This is a genomic window from Polaromonas aquatica, assembly GCF_050626995.1.
Taxonomy (GTDB): Bacteria; Pseudomonadota; Gammaproteobacteria; order Burkholderiales; family Burkholderiaceae_C; genus Polaromonas; species Polaromonas aquatica_A.
This window is the reverse complement of sequence record NZ_CP192467.1, coordinates 239,845-264,986: the sequence shown is the minus strand read 5'-3', so window position 1 is coordinate 264,986 and position 25,142 is coordinate 239,845. Positions and strand designations below refer to the sequence as shown.

33 protein-coding genes are annotated in these 25,142 nt (G+C 59.0%); 22 read left to right on the top strand and 11 right to left on the bottom strand.

Annotated elements, in window-relative coordinates; genetic code table 11:
* The first annotated feature begins 693 nt into the window (after positions 1–693).
* From ACQ4MS_RS01285 to ACQ4MS_RS01265, 5 genes are all read left to right on the top strand, one after another.
* Positions 694–1,077, top strand: coding sequence for a hypothetical protein (locus ACQ4MS_RS01285; protein ID WP_431097219.1), 384 nt, complete (start codon positions 694–696; stop codon positions 1,075–1,077).
* A 95-nt stretch (positions 1,078–1,172) separates the two neighbouring features.
* Entirely contained in the window at positions 1,173–1,622 is a 450-nt protein-coding gene (locus ACQ4MS_RS01280; RefSeq protein ID WP_431097218.1) for a hypothetical protein, read from the top strand.
* Positions 1,623–1,731: 109 nt separating this feature from the next.
* Positions 1,732–2,145, top strand: coding sequence for an ankyrin repeat domain-containing protein (locus tag ACQ4MS_RS01275; RefSeq protein WP_431097216.1), 414 nt, complete (start codon positions 1,732–1,734; stop codon positions 2,143–2,145).
* Between the two features lie 222 nt (positions 2,146–2,367).
* Entirely contained in the window at positions 2,368–2,616 is a 249-nt protein-coding gene (locus ACQ4MS_RS01270; protein ID WP_431097214.1) for a hypothetical protein, read from the top strand.
* A gap of 125 nt (positions 2,617–2,741) precedes the next feature.
* Entirely contained in the window at positions 2,742–3,074 is a 333-nt protein-coding gene (locus ACQ4MS_RS01265; protein WP_431097212.1) for a hypothetical protein, read from the top strand.
* 224 nt (positions 3,075–3,298) lie between these two features.
* On the opposite strand, the gene ACQ4MS_RS01260 is transcribed toward ACQ4MS_RS01265, so the two are convergent.
* The gene (locus ACQ4MS_RS01260; protein WP_431097211.1) at positions 3,299–3,445 is read right to left on the bottom strand and encodes a hypothetical protein; all 147 of its coding nucleotides are present in this window, start codon (positions 3,443–3,445) and stop codon (positions 3,299–3,301) included.
* A gap of 517 nt (positions 3,446–3,962) precedes the next feature.
* Between ACQ4MS_RS01260 and ACQ4MS_RS01255 the strand changes: the two genes are divergently transcribed.
* The 13 genes from ACQ4MS_RS01255 to ACQ4MS_RS01195 all read left to right on the top strand — a co-directional run bounded on the left by ACQ4MS_RS01255 (position 3,963) and on the right by ACQ4MS_RS01195 (position 12,871).
* Positions 3,963–4,244 (top strand): hypothetical protein, encoded by a 282-nt coding sequence (locus ACQ4MS_RS01255; protein WP_431097210.1) that lies wholly within the window; start codon positions 3,963–3,965, stop codon positions 4,242–4,244.
* Positions 4,245–5,178: 934 nt separating this feature from the next.
* The gene (locus tag ACQ4MS_RS01250) at positions 5,179–5,655 is read left to right on the top strand and encodes a hypothetical protein (RefSeq protein ID WP_431097208.1); all 477 of its coding nucleotides are present in this window, start codon (positions 5,179–5,181) and stop codon (positions 5,653–5,655) included.
* Between the two features lie 71 nt (positions 5,656–5,726).
* Positions 5,727–6,251, top strand: a complete 525-nt coding sequence (locus ACQ4MS_RS01245; protein WP_431097207.1) for an Imm26 family immunity protein — start codon at positions 5,727–5,729, stop codon at positions 6,249–6,251.
* A gap of 127 nt (positions 6,252–6,378) precedes the next feature.
* Entirely contained in the window at positions 6,379–6,606 is a 228-nt protein-coding gene (locus ACQ4MS_RS01240; protein ID WP_431097205.1) for a hypothetical protein, read from the top strand.
* A gap of 352 nt (positions 6,607–6,958) precedes the next feature.
* Positions 6,959–7,387, top strand: coding sequence for an ACT domain-containing protein (locus ACQ4MS_RS01235; protein WP_431097203.1), 429 nt, complete (start codon positions 6,959–6,961; stop codon positions 7,385–7,387).
* 101 nt (positions 7,388–7,488) lie between these two features.
* On the top strand, positions 7,489–7,923 hold the full coding sequence (locus tag ACQ4MS_RS01230; protein WP_431097201.1) for a GNAT family N-acetyltransferase: 435 nt from the start codon (positions 7,489–7,491) through the stop codon (positions 7,921–7,923).
* Between the two features lie 91 nt (positions 7,924–8,014).
* Positions 8,015–8,542 (top strand): hypothetical protein, encoded by a 528-nt coding sequence (locus tag ACQ4MS_RS01225; RefSeq protein ID WP_431097199.1) that lies wholly within the window; start codon positions 8,015–8,017, stop codon positions 8,540–8,542.
* A 987-nt stretch (positions 8,543–9,529) separates the two neighbouring features.
* Positions 9,530–9,988 (top strand): SMI1/KNR4 family protein, encoded by a 459-nt coding sequence (locus ACQ4MS_RS01220; RefSeq protein ID WP_431097197.1) that lies wholly within the window; start codon positions 9,530–9,532, stop codon positions 9,986–9,988.
* A 111-nt stretch (positions 9,989–10,099) separates the two neighbouring features.
* The gene (locus ACQ4MS_RS01215) at positions 10,100–10,867 is read left to right on the top strand and encodes a transglycosylase domain-containing protein (RefSeq protein ID WP_431097195.1); all 768 of its coding nucleotides are present in this window, start codon (positions 10,100–10,102) and stop codon (positions 10,865–10,867) included.
* Between the two features lie 103 nt (positions 10,868–10,970).
* Positions 10,971–11,318, top strand: coding sequence for an iron chaperone (locus tag ACQ4MS_RS01210; RefSeq protein ID WP_431097193.1), 348 nt, complete (start codon positions 10,971–10,973; stop codon positions 11,316–11,318).
* Positions 11,319–11,569: 251 nt separating this feature from the next.
* Positions 11,570–11,878, top strand: a complete 309-nt coding sequence (locus ACQ4MS_RS01205; RefSeq protein ID WP_431097191.1) for a putative quinol monooxygenase — start codon at positions 11,570–11,572, stop codon at positions 11,876–11,878.
* A gap of 128 nt (positions 11,879–12,006) precedes the next feature.
* Positions 12,007–12,408, top strand: coding sequence for a hypothetical protein (locus ACQ4MS_RS01200; protein ID WP_431097190.1), 402 nt, complete (start codon positions 12,007–12,009; stop codon positions 12,406–12,408).
* 85 nt (positions 12,409–12,493) lie between these two features.
* Positions 12,494–12,871, top strand: coding sequence for a hypothetical protein (locus ACQ4MS_RS01195; protein WP_431097188.1), 378 nt, complete (start codon positions 12,494–12,496; stop codon positions 12,869–12,871).
* 200 nt (positions 12,872–13,071) lie between these two features.
* Here ACQ4MS_RS01195 and ACQ4MS_RS01190 read toward each other — a convergent pair whose 3' ends face one another.
* Positions 13,072–13,683, bottom strand: coding sequence for a hypothetical protein (locus ACQ4MS_RS01190; RefSeq protein WP_431097186.1), 612 nt, complete (start codon positions 13,681–13,683; stop codon positions 13,072–13,074).
* 188 nt (positions 13,684–13,871) lie between these two features.
* The gene (locus ACQ4MS_RS01185) at positions 13,872–14,771 is read right to left on the bottom strand and encodes a LysR family transcriptional regulator (RefSeq protein ID WP_431097185.1); all 900 of its coding nucleotides are present in this window, start codon (positions 14,769–14,771) and stop codon (positions 13,872–13,874) included.
* A gap of 168 nt (positions 14,772–14,939) precedes the next feature.
* On the opposite strand from ACQ4MS_RS01185, the gene ACQ4MS_RS01180 reads away from it, so the two are divergent.
* Complete coding sequence (locus ACQ4MS_RS01180) at positions 14,940–15,179, top strand: hypothetical protein (RefSeq protein WP_431097184.1); 240 nt, start codon at positions 14,940–14,942, stop codon at positions 15,177–15,179.
* Positions 15,180–15,244: 65 nt separating this feature from the next.
* On the opposite strand, the gene ACQ4MS_RS01175 is transcribed toward ACQ4MS_RS01180, so the two are convergent.
* From ACQ4MS_RS01175 to ACQ4MS_RS01165, 3 genes are read right to left on the bottom strand one after another with little or no spacing between them, the layout of a single operon-like run.
* Positions 15,245–16,369: a lipocalin-like domain-containing protein gene (locus ACQ4MS_RS01175; protein WP_431097183.1), complete on the bottom strand. Its 1,125-nt coding sequence runs from the start codon at positions 16,367–16,369 to the stop codon at positions 15,245–15,247.
* A 17-nt stretch (positions 16,370–16,386) separates the two neighbouring features.
* Complete coding sequence (locus ACQ4MS_RS01170; RefSeq protein WP_431097182.1) at positions 16,387–17,466, bottom strand: PLP-dependent cysteine synthase family protein; 1,080 nt, start codon at positions 17,464–17,466, stop codon at positions 16,387–16,389.
* 42 nt (positions 17,467–17,508) lie between these two features.
* The gene (locus tag ACQ4MS_RS01165) at positions 17,509–17,775 is read right to left on the bottom strand and encodes a DUF1127 domain-containing protein (RefSeq protein WP_431097181.1); all 267 of its coding nucleotides are present in this window, start codon (positions 17,773–17,775) and stop codon (positions 17,509–17,511) included.
* Between the two features lie 156 nt (positions 17,776–17,931).
* On the opposite strand from ACQ4MS_RS01165, the gene ACQ4MS_RS01160 reads away from it, so the two are divergent.
* Positions 17,932–18,825 carry a LysR family transcriptional regulator gene (locus ACQ4MS_RS01160; protein WP_431097180.1) on the top strand — a complete coding sequence of 298 codons (894 nt, stop codon included), beginning with the start codon at positions 17,932–17,934 and terminating at the stop codon, positions 18,823–18,825.
* Between the two features lie 21 nt (positions 18,826–18,846).
* Here the strand turns inward: ACQ4MS_RS01160 and ACQ4MS_RS01155 are convergent, their stop codons facing one another.
* Positions 18,847–20,106: an alpha-hydroxy acid oxidase gene (locus ACQ4MS_RS01155; protein WP_431097179.1), complete on the bottom strand. Its 1,260-nt coding sequence runs from the start codon at positions 20,104–20,106 to the stop codon at positions 18,847–18,849.
* Positions 20,107–20,113: 7 nt separating this feature from the next.
* A complete protein-coding gene (locus tag ACQ4MS_RS01150; protein WP_431097178.1) occupies positions 20,114–20,920 on the bottom strand; it encodes a Bug family tripartite tricarboxylate transporter substrate binding protein in 807 nt (268 codons plus the stop codon).
* Between the two features lie 271 nt (positions 20,921–21,191).
* On the opposite strand from ACQ4MS_RS01150, the gene ACQ4MS_RS01145 reads away from it, so the two are divergent.
* Both ACQ4MS_RS01145 and ACQ4MS_RS01140 read left to right on the top strand, forming a co-directional pair.
* On the top strand, positions 21,192–21,992 hold the full coding sequence (locus ACQ4MS_RS01145) for an IclR family transcriptional regulator (RefSeq protein WP_431097177.1): 801 nt from the start codon (positions 21,192–21,194) through the stop codon (positions 21,990–21,992).
* Between the two features lie 225 nt (positions 21,993–22,217).
* On the top strand, positions 22,218–22,874 hold the full coding sequence (locus tag ACQ4MS_RS01140) for a glutathione S-transferase family protein (RefSeq protein ID WP_431097176.1): 657 nt from the start codon (positions 22,218–22,220) through the stop codon (positions 22,872–22,874).
* Between the two features lie 43 nt (positions 22,875–22,917).
* Here the strand turns inward: ACQ4MS_RS01140 and ACQ4MS_RS01135 are convergent, their stop codons facing one another.
* From ACQ4MS_RS01135 to ACQ4MS_RS01125, 3 genes are all read right to left on the bottom strand, one after another.
* Complete coding sequence (locus ACQ4MS_RS01135; RefSeq protein ID WP_431097175.1) at positions 22,918–23,814, bottom strand: tetratricopeptide repeat protein; 897 nt, start codon at positions 23,812–23,814, stop codon at positions 22,918–22,920.
* Between the two features lie 131 nt (positions 23,815–23,945).
* On the bottom strand, positions 23,946–24,641 hold the full coding sequence (locus ACQ4MS_RS01130; protein ID WP_431097173.1) for a glutathione S-transferase family protein: 696 nt from the start codon (positions 24,639–24,641) through the stop codon (positions 23,946–23,948).
* A 19-nt stretch (positions 24,642–24,660) separates the two neighbouring features.
* Positions 24,661–25,083 (bottom strand): DoxX family protein, encoded by a 423-nt coding sequence (locus ACQ4MS_RS01125; RefSeq protein ID WP_431097172.1) that lies wholly within the window; start codon positions 25,081–25,083, stop codon positions 24,661–24,663.
* Positions 25,084–25,142: the final 59 nt, after the last annotated feature.

Below are 25,142 nucleotides of genomic sequence, written 5' to 3'. Positions count from 1 at the left end.
GTTGGCAGCGCAGACGCCCGCGAGGGAAGTGAGGCCGTGACCGAGGCATTGGCGCGCCGAAGGGCGCAGTACGTGGCGGGATTGTTGAGCAACGCGGGTCTCAATGACGTAATTCCAACCACGCCTCCACGTGCAGTTCTGCCAAATTGCGGCAGCGCATTCAATGCATGCGTCGTAGTCGAAGTGTTCATGATGCGGAGAGGAGCTCCAAGTTGTACCTAAAGAACGAAAAGCGACTTAACATGTCAATCGACACGGACCCACAACAGCAGGCTGCGACTTCGCCGCAAGTGTTGGTGGGCCGGTAATTTTCACGTTAAACCATGCGGAAAGACGGTCTGCCTCTACTCTCACTCCTTGCGAGTGTCGTTTTCCTCACGGTGCCATTGTGGGCGTTCTCAATGCTGGTATTCGTTCGAGATTACGCGGAGCTTTCCTTTCTTGGGGACAAAGGTTGGGAATGGGTTTTTCTTGCGCTTCCGGCATTCGGTTGCCTCGGGTTCCTCTTTCTTGCGCGTCTATCTGTTCTTTCCATGGTGTTCCTCGCGGCGGGCTACTATCCTGTCGCGCTTCTCGCGGAGCTTCTATGCGGTTTGATGCTATTGCCTGCGTTCAGCTGAGCAGGTTTAACAGGTCGGCCCAGAGGCGACGACCTGCGGCCGCGCCTGGCCTCCAACGTTAGGGCTCATCGAGATGACACCGATTGAACAAGTGATTCAGCTAGCGCGCGACGCCGATGCAAAGCTCAGCGTCTCGTTCGATGCACCAGATGTCCTTCCCTTCACGTCCGCGGCCATTGCAATCATTGAGAAAAATCCCTTGCTCCAACCGGAGTTCGAGGCAGCCTTTCTTGACATGCCGGGGTATGCGCCGCCAGAGTTCGTCGAGGTATGCATGCATGCTTTTCGTTGGCCGAACGTCAAGCACGAGTTCGAGGCGAGGTGTCGTGCTGCTGTAGCGAAGAATGACTGGCGTGCGGAGCCTGTTTACCGTCACTACCTCGAAGCCTTCGAACCGGAGTGGGAAGATGCAAAGGACTTCTATGCCAGCTATTTCAGCGCTCGGAATGAGCCCTAACAGGTCAGCCAACTCGGACACGCAGCAGCAGGAAGCCGCTTCGCGGCAGTTGCTGCGCGACGGTTACTTCCGACGTTAAACGGTCCCATTTCTCAATGCGAATCATCATTGACGGCCTAGACCCTAGCGACGAAAAACGCATCGGCTTTACGTCAATGCCGAGTTACACCGCTTCTTTCAGTAGTTCATTGGTTTCCGGTACCGCACGTTTTGTTCCCGCGTCAGACACGCCGATGCTTTGTGTTGGCGAAGTCTTTGATGTTGAAGTCAGTCAGGAAATGATTTCCGAGTTTGAAGTCCTTCAAAGTAGCGCTATCTTGGAGTCCGTGGCCATGAGACCGCAGGCAAACGGGTTCATGGTTCATGGCGTTGTTTCGTCCATTGAGCCGATTAGCGAACCTCCAGGTCAGCAGTGCATCGTTGTTGTTGCCGGTGAAGCGCATTTCCTTCTCAGTAGGACAGAAATTGGCGATATCGACCTATTGGTCGGAGACGCTGTGCGGTTCATCGCGCATGATGTGGCCCTGTGGGACGAAGCCATATGACGACGCTGGCGAACAACCCGTTTAACAGGTCGGCCCACGCGGACACACAGCCGCAGATTGCCGCTGCGCGGCAGTTGCTGCGTGCCGGTGGCCTCCAACGTTATCCCTCATGAAGTCGGGCGCTCTCACCGCGAACGATGGAGCGCCGGAATCAGCGCTCCACGCTGCGGCATGGGCAGGCGACCTCGCAGAAGCGAAGAAGCTGATTGCCGCCGGAGCGGAAGTGGATTGGACTGACTCTATTGGCGAGACGGCCCTTTTTGGGGCCGCGGCATGGGGCCACGCTGAAATAGTCGCCTTCCTTCTTTCCTGCGGCGCCGAGTGTAACCGGCGGGAGCGCAACGGCTACACGCCCCTGCACTGGGCGGCCAGCCACGGCAATGTCAGAACTATCGAGGTCCTTCTTGCTGCTGGTGCCGATCCAGACGCAGTAGATGCGCGTGGCAGACGCCCCATCGATGCAGCAAGCACGAGGGGTAAGGGCGAGCACGTGGTACTCCTCAAGGTGAAGGGTGGAGCATGAGGGATAACATGGCAAGCATGAGGGATAACATGGCAATCGACACCGACGTCCTATCGGCCGGCTTTCGCCAGCCTACTGTCCGCCGGTCATCTCTACGTTATGCCTCATAGAAGTGTGCCGGTCTGGCGACAGCTGAGCGCTTCTGGCAGGCGGCGACGAAGCGCGCCGGCGTCGCTGCAGATCTACAACCCTCTCAATCGCCGGCGTGCATATTGGAACGCTTTGGCGAAAGCCGAGTTGGCGTTGCTGATGCACGGGCTTGCCGATTGGGAAGAGCGTTCGCGAGGTGCTGTGAAGGCGCGGATCCGACGCAAGCGCCTGGAGGCCGTGGCGTTCTATTCTGAGAAGTTCGGCGGGGTCTCTGCCATGGGGTATGGGGTTGGCAAGCGAATGCACAAAAGCATCTACCAGCACGGCCAGCACAAGCCCAACAACGAGCATGTATGGGGGGTGTTGTGGCATGAGGCATAACATGTCAATCGACACGGACCCACAACAGAAGGCTGCGGCTTCGCCGCCCATGTTGGTGGTCCGGTCATTTTTACGTTAGACGGCACAGTAACATCGCGATTTCAAGCAGGGAAGGGAGGCAGAAAATGGAAGCTCAAGATCTTCAAAAGCGCGCCACGCTGATCAAGTGGTACATCGTTCTTGCATTGGTTCCACTAGCCGTCTTGATCGTGGGCTCCGTCCCGGTGATAGTCGCGGCGACGGGTCATCTCGTGCCGCAGTGGTTGTTGGACAAAGCACTATTCACGACCATGTTCTTCGTTCCCCTGATCGCCATTTTCTTGATGGCGCCTGTCATCAAATCTCTCGGCCGATCCCTGTTGCTGTGGGGCTTGGGCATAGTTCTTCTCCCGCTCGGGACCTACATTCTTGGCATCCGCCTCGTCTACTTGGTCCGCGGAGCCCGTGATGCCGTCTAACAGGTTGGTCAACACGGACGCGCAAGCGTGTCCGCGCCGCAAGCAGCGCTCTTATTGCTTGCGTGCCGGTTACCCCCGACGTTAGACCGCATCTCATGTTTCGCCCGGCCACTATCGCGGAAGTCACTGAACTTTTCGAGGACAGCCTTCGCAGGTTGCATCCGGAGCATCGGGCGGCTATAGAAAGTGCCCGTGTAGCACCGCGTGAGCTGCCGGTCGCGGATTCACCTGGTGAGTACGTGGTTGCAGTCGCTGCCTTTGGCGATATGCTGCTGTACTGGTCGGACGTAGAGGAAGGGTGGGAGCTCGAACGCCCAGACCACGAGGGCGGCATTGGGTCGCGTGGCTGCAACCAGTTTGAGCTGACTCATCTCATGTACCAAATGCTGGGAGATCCCAATGCTGTCTAACTGGTCGGTCAACTCGGACCCGCGACTGCAGGAAGCGCCTCCGCCGCAAATGTTGCGGTCCGGTCACCTTCAACGTTAGACCGCAAAGCTATGCCCGGTTACGCCGTCTACGTTCTCCTTGTCTGCGCTGGCTTCGGCGTGTGGGCACTGCTGTTCTGGTTTATGCGGACAAGCTCCGGGCCGAAGCGTACGGCGCTGGGTTGGAGCCTTGTTGGGCCGTTTCACGCGTACTTGGAGAAACGCGGGTACCGGCTGCGCCGGCGAGAGTTGTTCGGGTGGGCGCTGGTCGGCGCCGTCATGCTCCTTGCCCCTGTGCTGTCGTGGCTGCTTGAGCGATGATTGCGTGTATGCTGTCTAACAGGTCGTTCGACGCGGACACGCAGCGGCATTGCACTGCGAGCCGTGCGCGGGAGCATACGTCTCGCGGCGCAATGCCGTTGCGTGTCGGTCAACTCCAACGTTAGACGGCACTTACAGCATGCGTTACTTCAAGCGTAACTGGGGTGAGTCAAGAGGCGACGCACACGACGAGTGGGGCACTTCCACTTGGTACTTTGAAACTGCCGCTGACTTATGGCCAACGCGGCAGATGGAGGTCTATGCCAACGGCACAGTGCTTCAATACGACGCTGATCATGTCGAGGATGAGTATGGTGGACTATCAGAAGCAGCACTTGAAGTCGACGACTTCGCGCCATATGCCATCACACAGGCCGACTTTGAGCGCGCCTGGACATCTCATGTCCCGACCAACAAGTAGCGGCATGTGCCGTCTAACAAATCGCTGGAGCGGATGCGTGAAGGATAAAGTGCCAAGCTCAGACGTTGGCGTGCGCGCCGCTCAGCTCAACCGTTAGGCATCGCGAAATGACACTGTGGCGTGGCGTCCCTCTAGAAATGCAATCCCAGTGGCAAGCGGCCTTCGCTACTGCCAGCGATGGAATTGCCCTGCAGTGTCCATGTCCGATTTGCGGCAATCGCAGTCTTCGCCGTTTCTATGGAAGGAGCTCCCCTTCTCCAATAGTCCGAGAGGGCTTTGTAGGCCGTGGAGCGAGTTGGGAATGGTGTTCAGAATGCAAAGCCTATGAACACTCTTCGTGTCTCGTATCCTCTTGGTGGAAGCCAATAGAAATCCGGTCCGAAGCTGCCCTAACTGCCGAACCAGAGCAACTAGAGAAGCAGTTAAAGGAGGCCGGCTATGCCTAACCCTTCCATCGCGAGGGACGTCCAAGGGCTATCGCCCTCGGCCGCCCCTCATGTCAAACGTTAGACCTTATGAACTCAATCCTTGCGAGAGGCGAATTGCGAGCAGTGTTCGACGTCGCACGCCAGTACCCTACCTTGCGGGCGCTTCCTCCGTTCAAGAGCTGAATGGCGCAGTGAGCAATGCGCAGGATTGGGCGAGGAGCGCCAAGGTAAACCCTGCAATCTGCGAAGTAATGAACGACTGGAGTCACATGGTAAATCGACGCTGGAATGAGTGGGGAACAGAAAGATCGCCTCTGTCAGAGGCGGAGTTCCTTGCGTGGCTTCGGGAGCAGCTTGTGAATGCTGGTCATGAGGTCTAACAAGTCGTTCGACGCAGACAGGCAGCGGTATTACGCCGCTAACCCTGCGCGGGAGCATACGTCTTGCGGCGTAATACCGCTGCATACCGGTCAACTCCGACGTTAGGCGTCAACAAGGCTATCTCGATGACTCACTCGGTTACCGCAATCCTCGGTGAACACAAGGCTCTCTCGGCTTTTGCTGAGCGCGAATCCCTCCGTCCACCAGTCGAGTCAAAAGCTGGCGTCTGGGTGCTGGCGCTCGATGAACGCGCTCTTGACTCCGTGGCAGGCATTTCGGTTGGCGATCCAGTTGCCGGTTTCACCTATCTATTCCCGCGCCTTCTCTCAAAGCTCACGGAATTCTCATTGGAGGGGTGGTTCGTCTATGTTGAAACTGACTACTTCGGCGGAATCGGGGATCAAGGGGCGGTCGCGCTAAAGGAAGGAAAGGTTGCCTACGGTCCTGCACGAAGCCCGATTGGCAGCATCAACGCCGCTCTTGCAAGTGTCGGAATTAAGAAGGCCTCAGCAGCTACTGATGAGTTTGAGACAGTTGGTCTTGATACTAGGCGTCGCACCAGCGATTGGCTGCCGTATGACGAGGACGACGATGACGCCTAACCCTTCCATCGAGCTGACGTCCAACGGGCTACGCCCGCTGGCCGCAGCTCATGTCAAACGTTAGGCATCACATGCACAAGAAGTCTGCATTCAAACGATCTCGCTGGACACCGGGAATGGTTTACGCCGTGCCACTGAGTGACGGAACTTTCGGATATGTGCAGGCAATTTCCGAAGCAATGGTCAACGTCATTGACGTTGCAATCTCTAGCCATCGATCTGCGAATCTCGCAGCAACGCCCCCCAAGCTGGAGAAAGCGCAAGTCATTTCGCTCGATGCAACCTGGCGTCAAGATCTAAATTCCGGCCGCTGGGCTGCTTTGGGCGTGGTAGATCTAGTTATAGATCCGAGCGCGATGCCGAACCAAGTAATCATCGGTACCGGAACGACTGTGGGGGTAAAGCATTGCAACGCTGGAGGAATTGCTGGCCTTCTTGAAGCCTGGCATGGGCTAGCCCCTTGGAACGCAATGTTTGACGAAAGCTACTTCGACCTAAAACTTGCTCCTAATATCAGCCGCCCATCTACCGCCTTGGTACTAAACTCGGCTGAGCGAGAGGCGTACCGTACAAAAGAAGCCGCCAGTGACGCCTAACCTTCAATCGAGAGGACGGCACCCGGCAAGCCGGAGGCCGCTCATCTCAAACGTTAGAGCCTTTGGCAGACCCTCTCGGCTTCTTGTGTGATACCGCCAGTTTCACAACTTTTCTGTAGAAGGAATTATGAGAAATCAGATCGCCGGTGGAGGCGCAGTCCTAATTGGCATTGCTATCGTACTTGTCGTCCTGCTCGGTGACGGACCTGTACCGGTTAAACCTCTATTGGGAGGGCTTGCATTCATCGGTGTTGGAGCCTACTACCTCTTAGTGGGAAAAAAAGCCGCATCGCTGAAGGAGTTCGTAGTGGACGGAAAGATGGTGACCGATGAAGCCGACAGCAAGAAGGTCTAACTGGTCGCTCGACACGGAAACGCACCTGCAGAAGGCGGCTTCGCCGCAACGGTTGCGGTCCGGTCAGCTCCAACGTTAAACCTCACCGATGCGCTTCGCCTTTCCGCTTCAACGTCCTGCTACTGGGGAGGGGCGCTTTATCCGTCAACAGGGGTCACCTGGTCGATATGGACACGTTTTGCTGCTCGTGGAGCCAACGGAGGAGAGAGATCTTTCCACGCAAGCGCGTCATGCAGCGGAGAGCGGCATTGGCAGGGGGCGCGATGCGACTTAACTGGTCGATGGACGCGGACGTCCTATCGGCCGACTTTCGCCGGCCTACTGTCCGTCGGTGAACTTTACGTTAGCCATCATGAGCAACCCCGTCACCAATCTCGCTGAGCTTCTTCAGTCAATGCAGCCCACGCTGAACGAGGGGGTTTATGTTTTCGCCTCTATCTCACCGAGCACTGATATCAGCTCGCTTGAACCGATTGCCACGTTTCGAGAAGCAGAAGGCCTCACGCTCATCGTCGAGAAACAACGGGCCCGAAAGGCAGAGCTTCCGGTCTTGTTCCGCGCGGCATGGATCACACTCACCGTGCATTCCGATCTCCAGGCCGTGGGCCTCACTGCCGCATTCGCCGCCGCGTTGGCTCAAGCCAACATAAGCTGCAATGTCGTTGCCGCGGCGTTTCATGACCACATCTTTGTACCCGTCGAGTCCGCCAACGAAGCACTTGTCGTCCTACAGCAGCTTCAACACCGTAGCAGCCAGAGCATCGAGCCTTCGGTCAAATGACGCCCAACTCTTCAATCGAGAGAACCTGCCCCGGCAAGCCGGGTCATTCCTCTCATCTCAAACGTTAGAGATCACCAAGCTCAGTCCAGCTATTTGCACGCATGAAATACACACTCACAGTCACCGATGTCGCCGACGAAGAGATTCGCAAGTCAATCCTCGCACCGCTTGTTGCCTACAACGAAAGCCAGGCCGGCCCGAGCCAAGGTCGACCGCTTGTAATTCAGGTGAAAGACAACGCCGATTCAATCATTGGTGGCCTTTGGGGCTACACAGGCTACGGCTGGCTTTTTACGCAACTACTGGTCGTACCCGCCGGCTTGCGAGGCCAAGGAGTCGGCACAAAGCTGATGCAGCTTGCAGAGAATGAATCAATGGCTCGTGGATGTCATGGTGCGTGGCTTGATACTTTTGAGTTCCAAGCCCGGGCCTTCTATGAACGCATCGGCTACGTATGCTTTGGGGAAATTCCAAACTACCCCACAGGGTTCTCACGTTTCTTCATGAAGAAGGAATTCGGAGGGTCGGCACATTGAACCCTAACCCTTCCGTCGAGCTGACGTGCCCCGGCAGGCCGGGTCTCGCAGCTCATGTCAAACGTTAGACGGCTTTTTTGGAGGAATGAGAATGTTTGGCATATTCAAGAAGAAAGAACCGCCGAAGGAGCCACCGAAGCGCTTCCCTCCTGTACCCGATTGGCAACCGGGCGTGGTGCAACCCATAGATCGAATCTGCGAGCGTATTCGCTACTACACAGATGGGTCAAAAGACTTTGCGGTCTTTACACATGGCACTTGTGTACTGCTTGAAGATGGCCTCTCGGAAGAGCAAGCGGAACGATTTGCCAAAGATGTTTTGCACAAGATATTTCATGCCCATCCAGACATGAACCCGTTGAACATGGATGACGGGAACATTCTTGTTCGCTATAACCACCGTGCCGTGAATGTTGTGCTCAACGACATAGCTCAAGAAAACTGGCTGGAAATCGACAACCGGCATCAGCAAGCTCTTGCGACCGATGAAGTACTCATTACGCGACTTGGCAACAATCGATTCGATGAGTTCGGAAAGAAAGCCCTGTTTGGTCGGTGCTTCATGTTCATGGATGCTCAAAGTCCAAAGGTAGTTCGTGTTGAGCGACGGGCTGTCTAACCCTTCAAGAGGATATGCCTCGGCAAGCCGGGTCATGCCTCTCCTGTCAAACGTTATGCCGCAGGGCGGGCATCTTTGCCTTTTGAGGTAGTGCAATGAGCAATGACAAGGCGGACATTTATTGCCCGAAATGCGAATGGCGACCGGGTCCCCACGACGTCTGGAATTGCGTTCCCTCATGCGGCACCACCTGGAACACCTTTTGGACGCGTGGCGTCTGTCCCGGCTGTGGCGTGAAGTGGCCCAGTACTCAGTGTTATGGATGTGAGAAATTCTCTCCGCACGAGGCGTGGTACCACTATCGCGAGCCCGGCGAGCCAACCTGCAACGAGCACGATCTTGAGAAGCATGCGGTATAAAAGGGTGTGGCGCGCTATAACATGTCAATTGACACGGACCCCACAAAAGCAGAAGGTGGCTCCGCCGCAAAGTATTGTGGCCCGGTCATTTTCAGATTAGGACTCATGCGAAACGCCGCTGTTGGTATAGCTCTCGCCATCTTTGCCCTAAATGCGGCTGCGGGTGAATGCACGGCATCACGGGAAATCTCATACGAACCCACCGTCGTGGAATTGACGGGAAAGGTCAGGATGGCGCGAGGGCGTCATCCCAACGGCACGTGGATGACCTATCCGGTCATGCGCCTCACCCGACCAGTGTCGGTCAAAGCCGACGGCGTGAATTCAATCAATTCAACGGAACCTTGCATCTCTGAGGTGCAACTCATAACCAGCGATCCCAGCCTCAATAGGCGCCTGTCAGCAAGTCGGAAAGTGCGCATGGTTGTCCGCGGAACGGTCTTTCATGAGCACACTGCCTGGCACATGCGAAAACTAGTCATGACCGTTACCGAGGTCCGAACATGAGTTCGAACAAGGTGGTCGAGACTGACACACACCGGCTTGGCGCTACAAGCCGCGTCGAGAATGTTGCGCCTCGTGGTGTCTTGCCGTTGTGTGCGGCTCAACTCAAACGTTAGCCAGCAGAATGCGTGACCTCGTAGAACGCCTCCTCTCTGCGCGTCGTAAGGCTTGGTTCCGGTCTCGGCCGGTGTTCGAGGGGTGCGCTGCTGCATCGGATGCTGAGGTCGCGGCTATAGAAGCCCAGGTTGGGCGCCGGCTTTCTGAGGACATGCGGATTTGGCTCGTTACCGCGGGCTTCGGAGATATCGACGGGACCTTGAGCATCCGGAGGGAATGGTTTCAGCTGGTCGAAGAGGGCGAGTTGAAGGGCGGTTTTCGCTTCGCCCAAGACGAACTTGGAAATTTCTACGCGTGTGCCCCAGACGGACATCGTGTTGTCTTTTTCTCCCGATCAGAGCCAGCCTATGCAGTTATCGCCCCCTCATTCTGCTCGTTCGTGGAGGAACTGGAGCGGCGCGACTATAAGGTCATTGAGTGGATGGCGTCGATGAAGCTTGCTCCTTATTCGTGGGATGCTATCTGACATGGCAATCGATGCGGACGCACACCTGCACAAGACAGCTTCGCCGTAAAGGATGGTGGTTCGGCCATTGCTGCGTTGGGCATCACCAATTTCCCTCTCACATCGCTCCCTGTGATCAACCACGATATGAAAATCGGTCAAGCAATCATTCGCACGATGTTATGGCTCTCAGGTGCTGTTGCACTTGCCCTGGTTGTCGCTGCCGGCTATTACGCCAACGAAGTGCGGGCCGCCAGGGGCGCGACGCCATCCCTGGTTTCCGAAGCCGGGAAGCGCTTTGGGGCGCAGCTGAAACTCACCGACTTGTCCAAGGAGCGGCAAGCCATATTGTTGGCGGTCGAAGATCCGGCGTTCACCAGGCATCACGGCGTCGATCTTGAAACTTCCGGCGCAGGAATGACGACGATCACGCAAGCTCTGGTCAAGCTCATTTACTTCCCGGAGGGATTCAAGCAAGGCATTGCCAAAATCCGCCAAACGCTGATTGCACAGTACGCCCTGGATTCGCTGCTTTCCAAGAACGATCAAATGCAGCTGTTCCTGAATATCTGCTACCTTGGTAGCAAGAATGGTCAGCCTGTTCACGGTTATGCGGCCGGCGCGCAGGCATATTTTGGCAAGAACTTTGCGGAACTTACTGACGAAGAATTCCTGTCGCTCGTCGCAATGCACATAGCCCCTGATAGCCTGAAGCCTGGGACGCCTGAAAATACTCAACGCGTCCAGCGCATTCATGCATACCTCTCTGGCAAATACCAGCCTGCGAGCCTCCTGGATGTCGACTACAACGGAAAGCAACGCGGAACACTGGCAGAAGAAGCGCTGATGTCATTCTTGCGACTTATCACTGACGCGAGGCCTGGACACGCCGGCGGCTAACTCACTCGACATATCGTGACACTCAACCCTTCAATCGACAGGACGTTTCCCGCCAAGCGGGTCACGCCTCGCATCTCAAACGTCAGACATCAGGAAATACATCGTGGCTTTCGCTTCACATGAAGAATACTTCGCCAGCGTACCTGCTGATTCGCGCCTTCAGCTTCAATCTATTCAGGAAAAAGTTGAGGCGCAGGTTTCCGGTGCCTCGCGTTGCATAAGCTACAACATGCCCGCGTTCAAGCGGGACCGGGTTTTCTTCTACTTCGCAGCATTCAAGAAGCACATTGGCATCTATCCGCCGGTTACGCAAGATGCACGACTCATGCAGGAACTCGCGCCATATCGTGGCGAAAAGGGAAATTTGTCCTTTCCGCTGAAGGAGGCACTTCCAATCGAACTCATTGGCCGGGTTGCTCTGGCGTTGTCGCAAGAGTACGGTTGCAAGTGAGCGGTGAGCGCGGAGCAGCAACGAGACGTAGTTCGCGCCCCGCTCGCCCGAATCAATGTTCACGGCGAGCCGACGGAAGACGGATTCAGGATTTTTGGATACATTGAAGAGGGGCAACAGTTGAGTTCGTGCAAGCCGGCTAGCAGGCCTCGGCTGAAGGCCTATCCGGTCTTCTTTCCACAGCAAGGGGCTAACCTCTCCTGTCAAACATTAGGCCGTAGAAGGCATTCATTAGGGTAAAAGGAAAAATAATGAGTACAGCAGTAGCAGTATTGGGAATACTCCGGTTTTCGCCGGAAAAGATCACCGGGGTTCTGCCGCACCTGAAGGTGCTTGTGGAGGCCACGCGCAAGAACGATGGCTGTATCGCCTATGACGTGGCCGAAGATCCGTTTGATCCTGGTCTTATCCGGTTCTCGGAGCTATGGCCGGATCAGGAGAGTTTGGATCGGCATCTTCAGGCACCGCATATCGAACCATGGCGAGTTGCGGCCCAGAAGATTGGGATACTTGAGAAAAGCTTCACCGCTTACGACATCACGGAGTCACGCAAGATTTAACTGTGGCTGCGAGCTGACGGGGAAAACACAGTGCCTGGTCGTGGCCTGATCTTTTAGTCAACAGGACATGCTTCCGCAGGTCGGGTTGCGGCGACTGTCCCAAACCTGGACGCCCGTCCTCCCTTGCCATGAAAAAGACTCTCACCGCATTTTTATTTGGCATCTGTGCCATGGCTCAAGGCGCGGAGCCCGCGCCAAAATCATGGGATGGCAACTATCTATCGACCTTCGAGCTTGCGAAGGAGATGCGCGTTGAGTCTTTCGAGACACTTCTTGGGAGCTTCGTTCCATCACGGTTGATCGCGGAAGAGATGGCCCTGCAATACTGGTTTAAAAATCACGGGCTTCTCGCGGAAGAAGGCGTTGGTGCTACCGGCTTGTTTCGTATCGGGAGAGACATCCATGATTTCGCGGCGCGAGGAGAGTGGGTCTGGGAAATCCGCGTCATTCACCACGGTTTGAGTCTCGACGGGGTTATCTGGATTAACGCGCACACCAGGAAAATTCGTGCCCTTGGCCCCAAGTCGTAAGCCAAATTTCCTGTACGACTTCGTTCAAATTTTTTTATCCCGCGTGCAGTGGAAGTCTCACGTTTAGCTTCACAGGAAGTATTCAATGACGTCAACTTTTCAGCCGTTCTACATCTTTGAACATCCAAACTTCCAGGATGTCCAGGACGCCCAACGTCAGAGCCGGCTGTATGGCTTCCGGTATCGGGCTGCGCATGAAAAGTTCGAGGCCCTGAGCTTGAAATTAACGCAATCCCTGCCAGCCGGAATACTGGAGAGTGCACTTGCCAAGCCATTGGAGAAGGTGCCTGATAACACTGCGCTGTACATACTGAATATCACCCCGGAGGGACGCCAGTCGTTCCTTCCGGCCCTGCTGGCGGAAGCCCTGGCGCTTGGATTTTCCGTACTTGATGATTCCCTGGGCCAGTGTCATTGCCCCGAAGGACTGTGGACTCTGGAAGGACTCCAGCCACATGCGTAGCGAGGTTGGAGTAACCTTGCACGCCATCATGCGGTGGTGCTTCGAACCGCCGCTACGCGGGGGGCAAGCCCGGGAGGCCTCTGTTGAGCGGGCCTTTTTCCTTCGAGCTCAATTGACGGTCGCTTTGAAGTCGCCGTTCGTAAAGCGCCGCACGCGCTGAGGGGTAAGCATGCGCCGGGAGTCCGGAGCACCTCTGGTATTTATCTGCTGCTGCTTATCAACGCGCTGTATGCCTCACGCGTTTCAGGCGACACAGACTCTACCAATTGCGCATACGGTGTCTGGTGCCGCACCAACACACGGGCCGAAGCAACTGCCTTTGATTTGCAGAACCAGTGGCAGGTGTGCTGCATCAAAAAGAGTTCGGCGGACATCGTGAAAGCCTTGGCCTTGGGGCTGAGGCCGGCGGAATTTTGGGCCACGCGTGCGATGCCGGCTGCGTGAATCGTCAGGGCCTTGCGCATGTCAAAGCTCATGGCCGGCAGAGCCTGGGTGGCAAAGGGCAAGCCGATGGGCAGCCTGCTTATGCGGGCCTCGGGTTCGGGCACCTTGGCGAACTCTGCCGCGAATTTGCTGAACTGAGCGGCCAGCTGTGCCTCTGAGTTGGCGAGTTGCTGCCAGACTTGCTCGCGCCGCTCCGTCTCCTTTTCGCCCAGCGCCCGCAGGTAACCGTCGGCCAGGGTCTCCATGAGCTTTTCAATCTGGTAATTGCCCAGGTGGCTGCCCAGTAACACAATTCGCTTGCGCTCTTCCCTGGCCTTCAGGAGGTAGGTGCCGATGGCGACGAAAGCCACCAGAAGAAAAAAATCCATGTCAGTTCCGGTTGCGTCAGTGAAAAGGAGGCTGCCAAAATTTTGGCACCATCGGTCGAGTGTAGTCACGCAACCCTTGTCCGCGCTGACTGCCGTGAAGCACCCTTTGCAATCGATGCCCCTATTTGGGGGAACGGTGAGGTTGGTGCAACGATTCGTGGGAACCGCTTACCAAGTCATGGCAAAGGTTACCGGCTCTTGTCGAGTACTTTGGAGGGCTTGCTCGCGCGGGCCCTGCTGCCCTGGCTCCCCGCTGCGGATTGCCTGAACCCTGCCAGGGCGGGGTCCAACACTTTCATGTCTGCGTTGGCTGCATAGACGGCATAGGCGGGGTACAAAAACTCCGGCTTGCCGGGCACCCGGAACAGGCGGCCTTCCTTGATGTGGCTGCGGACCACGTTTTGCCGGAAGTAGCCGGCGCCTCCGACCGCCAGCAGGTATTCCAGCCCGAGCGGCCCCAAGCTCGATGAGACTCCTACGCTGGAAAGCTCGGGGAACGCCAGGCTGTGCTGTGCGGAGAATTCCCGCCCCCAGTCCACGTACACGTAATCGGCGGGCTTGGGCATTTCAAGCTTGGGAGAGGTGGTGACCAGCACCAGCTTTTCTTCGATGAGCAGTTCGACCCTGAGGCCGGGACGTTGCCGCGGGGCATAAGCAATGACGATGTCGAGTGTTCCGTGGGCCACACGTTCCAGCAGGTCTTCCGCAACGCCCACTTCCGTCCGCAGGGCGAGGTCGGGCGCGCTTTTTCGCATCCAGAACAGCCATTCGAGCATCAGTGGCTGCCACAGGCTGATTTCACAGCCCACGGTCACCAGCGCGCGGCGGCCGGGCGGCACCGCCATCTGGTGGCGGGCCCGCTCCCAGACCTGCACCAATGTCATCGCGTGGCGCACAAACTGCTCGCCCGCCGGCGTAAGCGATGCGCCGGCCTTGTTCCGGACGAAAAGCGTGCGCCCCAGCAGGTCCTCCAGGGTTTTTACACGGGCGCTGACCGCTGTCTGGGTGACGTGCAGCCTTTCGGCAGCCTGGACAAAGCTGTGGCAGGAGACGATTTCGAGAAAGGTGCGGGCGAGGTTGATATCCATGGCTTGTCTCCCATTTTTCGACTTTGGAGGCGATTCTCTAAATGCAATTTTTTTGCATTCAAACGCAATATAAGTCGTTTTACTTTTATACTCGTAAACCCTATATTTCTCGACATGACCTCTGTTTTGGCAACCGTTGCCACCCAAGTCACTTCGAAAGGACCTACCATGACACGCACCGCTTTTTTCACTGAGCCTGCACCCGCCAATGCATCCGTCGGCGGGCGCTCATTGCCTGCTTCCCCTGCTTCGTCGTCTTTTCTGAGCCGGGTGAAGAACACCGCGCAATTTCTGCTGGCACCATCCGCCGCTGCGGCAGCGGCTGACCAGCCTTACCCCTGGTTGCCGGCCCGCATCCGCCGCAACATGAGCCCGCGTGCCCAGCGCCTGATTCGCGCCGACTACTGATTCCCTGAGGCGTCAGGCCGCAGTTGCGGCCGGCGCCAGCCTTGCGCCAGCGCCATCCTTCGGCGCTATATCTTCAGGCGCTGGGCATAGCCCGTCATTTCCAGGTACCCCATCCCGACGCGCTTGCCGTTGCTGTCGATCAGCTCGCTCAAGCCTTCCCAGTAAATTGCGCCTGTTGACTGGCGGCTGTCCAGCTCCTGGTTGTCGATAACGGCCCTGACCGTATAAAAGTCAGCGGGCGTACGGACGATCCACTCGACCGGGTAAGTGGCTTGCGTGAGCGGGCTTTTCCAGTGGCGCACGGGCTTGAAAATCACCTCACCGCGGCTGAAGGTGTAAAGCCCTCCCTTGGCAGAGCGGAACGAGCCGCCATCCCACAACGTGCTGCCGTCCCTGGCGCGCAGCCTGAACGCGGTGAGAGCGCTGCCGTCCAGCAGGTTCATGCCGATCCAGTCCCAGCCCATGGCATCAGGGTGCAATATTTCTTCGCTCCATTCGTGGTCCAGCCAGGCTGTTCCGGTGACGGCAAAGTTTTTGCCCTCGACTTGCAGGCTGCCGCGCGTGGCAAGCTGCGGCTGGCTGTAGTAGTAGCTGGCCTGCTTTTCGTCAGGCCCTTTGCGTGACAGGCCCTTGTTGCCCTGCAACAGCACGCCCTGCGTTTCATCAAACTGCAGTTTCAGTCCAAAGTCGCCAGCCGGCAGGTCAGCGCTGTACCTTGTGCCTTCAGCTGTCAGCGACCAGTCGCGCAGCTTGACGGCCATGTCCTGCTCGCTCGCAGCGGCAATGCCGAAACCTTCACGTGCAATGCGCTGGTCGTGCCAGAGTTTGTTGCCCTGTACGTCCGTGATAGCGGCATGCGCAAAAATCAGCTGCCGGGCGGCGAACTTTGACGACATGTCCTGCGTTTCGTCCACGCGTGAACGAAAAAAAGTCAGCTGAAATCCAAACAGGCGGCTCCCCGCTGCACCATCCGCTGTGCCGGCCGTTGCGTAGCCGGTGATGTACCACCACTCGGTGCGAAAGCCGGGATGCGCGCCGCGGTCGCGCGGAAACACCAGGGCTTTGGCGGGCAGGGCATGGGCTTCATTCGGGCTTGTCAAGCCTGCCAGGCCAGCAAGGCTTGCCAGACCGGTAGCTCCACCCAGCAACAGCCGACGCCTTGGCAAGCCGAACAACGGGAGCGGGCGCATGCAGGCTCCGGCTTTCTTCAGGCCTGTGCAGGCCGCATCAGCCGATTCATCTGCCGGGTTGCTGCTGTGCAGTCACCCATCTTTGCATGGACCCAATCGGCGTTGTGGTACGTGGGCAGATAGCGTTCGCCGGAGTCGCACAGCAGTGACAGGATGGAGCCCTGTTCGCCGCGCGCCAGCATCTCGTGCGCCAGCGTGAGCATGCCCACCAGATTGGTACCGGTCGAAGGCCCGACCTTGCGACCCAGCAACTGCGACAAGGCCTGCATGGCGGCCAGTGAATCCACGTCGGCCACGTCCACCATGCGGTCTATCACGGTGCGGATAAAACTGGCTTCCACGCGTGGGCGGCCAATGCCTTCGATGCGCGAGCCTGCGCCCGTGAGGCTGACGTCGCCGGTGCGGTGATAGGCGCTGAAAACGGAACCGACCGGGTCAGCCACGCACAGCTGGCTGTTGTGGCGTTGGTAGCGTACGTAGCGCCCGATGGTGGCGCTGGTGCCGCCCGTGCCGGCGCCCACCACAATCCAGCGCGGCACGGGGTGCCGCTCGCGGGCCATCTGGCTGAACATGCTTTCGGCGATGTTGTTGTTGCCGCGCCAGTCGGTAGCCCGTTCCGCGTAAGTGAACTGGTCCATGTAGTGACCACCGGTTTCAAGCGCCACCTTGCGCGCTTCGTCGTATACCTGCACGGCGCTTTCCACCCAGTGGCAGCGCCCGCCGTAAAACTCGATCTGGGCCACTTTCTCGGGCGAAGTGCTGCGCGGCATCACCGCGACGAATGGCAGGCCCAGCAGCCGTGCAAAGTAGGCTTCGCTAACCGCGGTGGAGCCGCTGGAAGCCTCGACGATGGTGGAGCTTTCGTGGATAAGCCCGTTGCACAGTGCGTACAAAAACAATGAGCGTGCCAGACGGTGCTTGAGGCTGCCGGTGGGGTGGGTTGATTCATCCTTGAGGTAGAAGTCGATGCCGTGCGCCGCGAACTCCGGCAGCGGCAGCGGGATAAGGTGTGTATCGGCGCTACGCAGGTAGTCGGCTTCAATGCGGGCGATGGCGGTGCTGAGCCAGGGGCTGCTGGAGATTTGAAGGGCGGTCATAGCCCCGATTCTCGCAGCAAGCAAGCCCCTGGGAGCCGGCCGTCAATACCGGCTGGCGTTCCAGGAGGAGGGCTCACCAAACAGCGCCGGAATTTCGCTGCGGCCAATGCCCAGGTCCCTCAACTCATGCGTGCTCATGGACATCAGTTCGTCCCGCTGCAGGCGCGTAGGCTGCTGTTGCCCTGACTGCTCGCGAGGGTTCTTGAACCAGGCATTACCCAGTTTTCGGCCCAGCCGGTGCAGTGCCGCCATTGAGCCAGTGAATAGCCTGATGCCCGGTGTGACGGTGGGAATGGCGGCGGAAGGCATGCGGTGCTCCTTGGGTAATGTGAATGCCCTGAAGGCAATGAATGAAGCCAGGCGCCCATGGTGCAATTTATTCTGGTATTGTGGAAGTTGAGTTTCCTGATAAAAGTTATCAGAATTCCTGATGGCTAATCTTTCACGTCTTCTAAAGACATCACCATGCGCGAACTGAACCTGGACCAGCTACGCACCCTGGTCGCCATCACCGACCTGGGCACTTTCTCCGCCGCGGCCCAAGGCCTGCACCTGGCGCAACCTACCGTGAGCCTGCACGTGAGCGAGCTTGAAAGCCGGCTGGGTACGCCGCTGGTGGTGCGTGGCGGCCGGCGCGTAGAGCCCACGCCGGCGGGCGCCATGCTGGTCGAGCGGGCCCGCCGCCTGCTGCGCGATGCCGATGACGCGGTCGATGCGGTGAAGCGCCACGTTGAGGGACGCACCGGGCGCGTGCGCCTGGGCACGACTACCGGTGTGCTGGTGTATTTTTTGCCGCAAGTGCTCAAGGCCATGGAACAAGCCCATCCCGACATCGATGTCGAGGTCAGCATCCTGGGTTCTGCCGACACCATGCAGCGGCTGATGGACGGCACGCTCGATATCGGCCTGGTCGCCACACCCCCGCCCGCACAGCGCGGCATGGTGATCACCCACTGGCGCAGCGACCCGATGATGGCGTTTGTGCCCAAGCGCTGGAAGGCGCCCAAGCATGCTACCCCCGCATGGCTGGCCACGCGCCCGCTGATCTTCAATGAAACGCCGACCCACATGTACCGCATGACCATGGCCTGGTTTGCCGACGCGGGTTTCACACCGCGCGCGCGTATCGAGCTCAACTACTCCGAGGCCATCAAGAGCCTGGTTGCCGCCGGTTACGGCGCTGCGGTATTGCCGAGGGAGCAGTCGCTGGAAGAATCCAACGTGCGGCATGACGTGCAGCTGGTTCCGCTGAAGCCCGCGCTGACACGCCACACGGCCATGGTCCACAGGCCGCTGGATGCGCTCGACGGCGCTACCCGCAACCTGCTCAAGACGCTGGCGAAGTTTCGCCAGGCCTGAAGCCCGGAAGGATTTCTTCGTTCATGTCTGGAGGTGTGCTGGATGGTTGCGGCAGGCCAGGTCGCGCAGCTGAGTACGCTGCACCTCCGGGATGGATGTCAGGCCGAGCAGGCCCAGGTCGCGCTGGATCTCGTCGGCAAGGATGCGGATCGCATGCCGCACACCCTCTTCGCCGGCCACGGCGGCTGCATAGTTGAACGGACGCCCCACGAAGACGAACTTGGCACCGAGGGCGAGCGCCTTCAGGACGTCCGTCCCGCGCCGGATGCCGCTGTCCATCATCACCGGGAAGTCGGCGCCGACGGCCCGGACGATCTCGGGCAACACCCGCAGCGGCGACACCGTGCCATCGAGCTGCCGGCCGCCGTGGTTCGACACGACGAGGCCGTCAGCGTCCATGTCCCGCACCTTGCGAGCATCCTCGTAGTTCATGATGCCCTTGACCACCAGGGTGTGCTTCCACTGGCGGCGGATGAGGGCCAGGTGCTCCCAGTCCAGGTGGTCCTTGGCGCCGAAGTCACGCGCCACCCGCGACGACAGGATCGGAGCGCCACGACTCGCATACGAGTTCTCGAAGTGCGGCATCCCATGCGTTGCGAACGTCCGCAGCAAGGTACTGAGCGCCCAGCGCGGGTGGGTCAGCCCTTCCCAGGCAAGGCGCATGCCCGGTCGCAGCGGGGTTGAAAAGCCTGCGCGGACATTGTTCTCGCGGTTGGCGAGCACGGCGGTGTCCACGGTCAGCACGAGCGTCTTGACGCCCGCGCGGTCGACGCGGTCGATCAAGGCCTCGATCCTGGCGGTTTCGCCCGGCAGGTAAGCCTGGAACCATGTCTCCGGGGCCGCGGCCATCACTTCTTCGAGCGGAATGAGCGAGGAGCCGCTCATGATCATCGGCACGCCCTCGGCCGCCGCTGCGCGGGCCTGCACCAGATCGCCGCGGTACGCACTCAGCGCGCTGATGCCCATGGGGGCGATACCGAAGGGCGACGCGTAGCGCCGCCCGAGGAGGTCGACCGCCTGGCTGCGGCCCGACACGTTGCGCAGCACCCGCGTGACAAAGCCGAACTCGGAGAATGCGGCGCGATTGTCGTGCAGCGAGGCCGAGTCTTCCGCTCCACCAGAGATGTAGGCAAAGAGCGGCCGCGGCAAGTGACGGCGAGCGCCCCGCTCGAAATCCTGCAGCGACAGGTAATTCCGCAAGCCGGGTGGTGCGGCGGGGCGGGCACCTGGGGGCGGAAACGTGCCCATCAGGCTTGCCACGGAGGAAGTGAGTTGCGGCATGCGTCGCTCAGTTGACGTGGATGTTCGCTTCGCGGACGACCTTGTCCCACATCGCGGTCTCCTTGCGGATCATGTCGGTGAGCTCGGCGGTGTCCGCCAGTTCGATGTCGACGCCCTGCTCCTCGAAGCGCCTGGCCATCCCTGGGTCCACGGACGCCTGCTTCATTGCCGCGTAGAGCCGTGTGACGACCGGCGCGGGCGTACCGGCGGGCGCGAAGATCGCATTCCAGCTCTTGTAGCCGAAGCCCCGCACGGTGTTGGAGATCAGGGGAATCCCTTTGAGAGGGGCTGCGGCGCTTGGGGCCGTCAAGCCAATGACGTGGATGGCACCGCTCTGGGCCATGCTCGTGAACGACGGCATGGTGCCGAACATGGCATGAATCTGGCCCGCAGCAAGGTCGGTCGTGGCTGGCGAAGCCCCGCGGTACGGCACATGCTTGATGTCGATTTGTGCGGCGCGCGCAAAAAGCTCCGTGCCCAGGTGCGCCAGGCCCCCGACACCTGCGGACCCGAAGTTCAGCTGGCCCGGATGGGCCTTGGCGTAAGCGACCAGCTCCGCGACGGTCCTGAACGGCATCTTCCCCGTCACCACCAGCACGTGCGGCGCCGTGGCGATCATGCCGACCGGCGTCACCTGCGTGAGGATGTCCACCCGAGGCTTCTGCAGCAGGGGCTGGGCCGTGATGTTGCCGGAGGCGGCGAACAGCAGCGTGGTGCCATCCGCCCTGGCGCCAGTCACCTTGTTCATGGCCGGCACGCCGCCGCCGCCGCCCGCGTTCTCGATGACGAAAATCTGCCCCAGGGTCGCACTCATGGCCCTGGCCAGATCGCGGCCGAGGACGTCCGTCGCGCCTCCGGCGGCGAATGGAATCACCATTCGGGTCGGCGCTGAGGATGCGCCCTGGGCTCGGGCGCCGAACGCGGCGATCGCCGCCGCCGAAGCAAGAAAGGTACGGCGGCTGGTCTGCATATGTGTCATGGAACGTGTCTCCTGTAATTAGGCCCGCATGATCGGAAGAATGGCCTCGGCCGGCAATGCGTTACGCCTGACGTAACGGTGCGGTCGCCTGGAATATGATCGCCCCATGCCGCAGGAGTCCAGGACAGCGCCGCCGTTTGCCACGCCCAAGCGACTGCTCACGGATGAGCCGCCGGGGGAATTGGCACGCCCGGCCGACGAGAACGTCACGGCCGTCATGCGTGCCTTGTCCATCCTTACGGCCTTCGAAGGCGGCGAGCTCTACCTGCCGCTGGCGGAGCTGGCCCGCCGAACCAGCATGCATAAACCAACGGTGTTGCGGCTTGCGCGCACGCTTGCCGCAGCCCGATTCCTCGTCAGGCGCGAAGACGGGGCGTGGCGGCTCGGCCCTGCGGTCGGCTGGATGGGCTCCCGCTATCAGGCGCAGTTCGACCTCGACTCCGCCATTGAGCCGATCCTGCGGCAGCTCAGTGTTGCCACGGGAGAAAGCGCGTCGCTCTTCGTTTTCGAAGGCAACCTGCGCAGCTGCCTGATGCGTTGTGAGGGGAGGGCTGGTGTGCAGAGCCAGATTCGCTCCGGCGAGGTCTTCCCCCTGGACCGCGGATCCGCCGGCCGGGTGATCCTGGCCGCCCTGGGCGAACCGGGAGATCTCAATGAGCGAATCCGCCGGCGCGGTTTCCACATCACCCGCGGCGAACGGAACTCGAAGATCGCCAGCGTCTCCGCTGCCGTGCGAGGGCGGCACGGTGCCGTGCTGGGCTCTGTCAGCACGGCGGGGCCGGTAGAACGGCTGACGGCTGCGGTACTCGCGCGTTACGCGCCCGCCACGGTGATTGCTGCGAAGCAGCTCGGAGAGTTGCTCGGCGCCATGCCGTCAACGGCACTGCGGGCAACCTGGCATCCGTGATCCCGGCTGCAACCGCCAGTCCTGGCTGATCCGGGGGGGCGGGACGCGATGCCTCGGGGGTACCGATTTGCCCGATTTCGAGAGGCAGCAAAAAAACAGTTCAGAGATGTCGATTTAGACCCATCCCGAACGTCGTCTGATTGATGAACGGCAAATTGCGCAGCCGGCATCAACAAGCCGCCCACTGAGGAATTCAACGTAACACCCGGCAAAGGAGAAATCACCATGGCCCTTCCGACGACCCCTACCATTACGGCCTTTGAACGCTCACCCGACCGCGGCCGGGGACTGGCGCGTGACATGCGTGTTCGCTGGGCGCTTGAAGAAGTGGGCCAGCCATACGAGGTCCGACTTGTTTCGTTCGCGGCGATGAAAGAACCCGCACATCGCGTGCTTCATCCTTTCGGGCAGATTCCGACCTATGAAGAGGGTGATCTCGCGCTGTTCGAGTCAGGGGCGATCGTGTTCCATATTGCAGAGCGCCATCAAGGCCTGCTGCCAGACGATGCGAATGCTCGTGCACGCGCGATCGCATGGATGTTTGCCGCGCTCAACACGGTAGAGCCGCCCATCATTGATCGCTCAATGGCCGTGCTCTTCGAGCGTGACAAGCCCTGGTATGCGGATCGCCTGCCCGCGCTCGAGGACAGCGTCCATGTGCGGCTGGGCGAACTTTCCAGCCGGCTGGGCAATGCCGACTGGCTTGACGGTGCATTCAGCGCCGGCGACCTGCTGATGGTGACGGTGCTGCGCAGGGCCGCTGTATCGGGCCTGCTGGAGAAATACCCGAACCTCTCGGCCTATGTGGCCCGTGGTGAAGCGCGGCCTGCCTATCAGCGTGCTTTCGATGCGCAATTGGTGGTTTTCACTGGCAAGCCATAGATGGTTGATGAAGCTCGGCTCCTTGGTCGTATAAGGCGCATTTTCATGGCTCTGCACCTAACCGGCGAAGGTTGCGGTAGGCCTCTGGGTGGCCAGCTCCTCGGGCGATTCTGAAGTATTCAATTGCTTTTTCAGTGGATTGAGGTACCTCGTTCCCGACTTCGTAAACCCTTGCCAGTTCAAAAGCGGCCACCCAGGGGTCTAGTGCCAACAACTCATGCCACAAGGCAATAGCTGCAGCCAGATTGGGAGCGTGGGTGCCGACACCGTCGCGAAGTAACTCGCCCAAAAAAATCATTGAAGGAGCATGGCGTTGCTGAGTTCCTTTTCGGAGAACGGCTAGTCCATTTTCGATACTGGAGTCGTCACGTAACTCCTGGATGTAGACCTCGGCCAAACTCACATTTGCTTTTCCCAGCCCCGCTTCACTGGCTTGGTGATACCAGTAAATTGCATCCGCCTTGCTTTGTTGAGTTCCGGTGCCGTATCTGAAGCAGCTACCGACCTTATGCATTTCGGTTTTGCTTCCGGCCTTGGCGGCCGCAAGAGCCTCGACAAAAATCAGTTGATCTTCAGAGCCTTCCGCATTGGCAACTCGACGCTCCAGTTCCGCAGAATCTTCAGCCGACGGCTCGTTAATCTGGAAATCATAAAGGTGAAATCCGCATTCGCGGGCGATCTCCGAAATCGCCGCTAACTGCTGGTCTCCTGTCGGTCCATGTGTCAAGCCAAACCACGCTGACTGCCCGGTGATATGTGCTTCAAAAGGGAGTTCTTCAAACGGAGCGTTGAAAGTTTTCTCCAGGCGACGTATGGTCGCAGTTTTAGGAAAGCGGGCAACCTCTTTGCACTCCATCTCGTCACTTAATAACAGAGCAATCAATCCGTCGCTATCGCATTGCCCGCGCTTTGTTTTCCAAAGAACCACGTCGTAAGTCATGAACAACCTCTTAGCCGACTGCCTGATTTAATTTCTCACCAGTTACCGCCAACCTCATCGTTCCATGCTTATCGGTTGATGGCATGTCCTTGAGTTTCGAAGTCTGGTCTGCCCGAAAACAGCCATCCGCTTTATAGCATCAGGCTCTGCTTTTCCTGTCCCGCGATGCGGCGAGAGAGTTCGGAGCCTCGAGCCAGGAAGAAGCGATGCAGTTCCTGTGCATACCCGCTGCCAACAGCTCTTTGGACTGACGGGCGTGCGGTGAGGGCGGCGCGCCAGGCACGCACCTTTGGTAGGTCATCAAAGAACCCTGTTTCACCAGCGCTCTCCAATACATCGAAGTAACGAAACACGGGGCCGAACACGGCGTCAATCATGCTGAAAGATGCACCTGCGAAATAGGGTCCCTGGTCCGGTAGCACCGCCTCAAGCTGGCCAAACCGCCGCTGGATATCTTCACGTTGCCGCGCCAGCAACGCAGCATCGGCAGCGTTGTAGAACGCGCCGATGGTATTGAGCAGGGCAGAGCCGAACTCCATCCAGGCGCGGTGCTGTGCGCGCTTGAGGGCGTCTGCGGGATGCAGGCGCGGCAGCAGGGTGTCGTCCAGGTATTCGCAGATCACGGCTGATTCAAAAATCGCGTCGTTAGCTTCGTTACCTACCTGCAGCACCGGCGTCTTGCCCAGCGGTGAAATCGCCTTGAACCAGTCGGGCTTGTTGGCAAGATCGATGTCAATGCGTTCGAAGGCGACGCCTTTTTCGGCCAGCACGATGGCCGCGCGCTGCACGTAGGGGCACAGTGTGTGGCTGATGAGGGTGAGCTTCATGGTTGTTCTTTCTGAAAGCTCAACGAGGAACCAAGAGGCGGCTGCGGCGTGCGGCCCAGGCGCCGTCGCCCAGTAGCCATTGAGCGAGAGATGCGACGAGCAGGAAGAGCGGGTATTCCCATCCGCCTTTGGGGCTGGTAAATACCCAGCCGTTGGGCCAGTGCACCCAGACGACCACCAACAGCACCGGCGCAAGCAGCAGTGATGCCTGACGGCCATAAAACCCCAGCAGCAAGGCGGCACCGCCGGCCAGCTCGACCGCCACGACGACATAGGCCATGAAGCCGGGCAGGCCGACCGATTCAAAAAACTGTGCCGTGCCGGGCAGGGTGAAGACGAAGATTTTGAGCAGTGCGTGGGTAAGCCACATGGTGCCAAGGGCCAGGCGCAGCAGGGTGGCTCCGTGGCTGGCGCTGAAGTTTTCAGAGGTATCGGTGGTCATGATGTAAAGCCCGGTGAAGGACGTGGCGTTGAAGGAGCCGCTACTTTAAGATTGCAAAA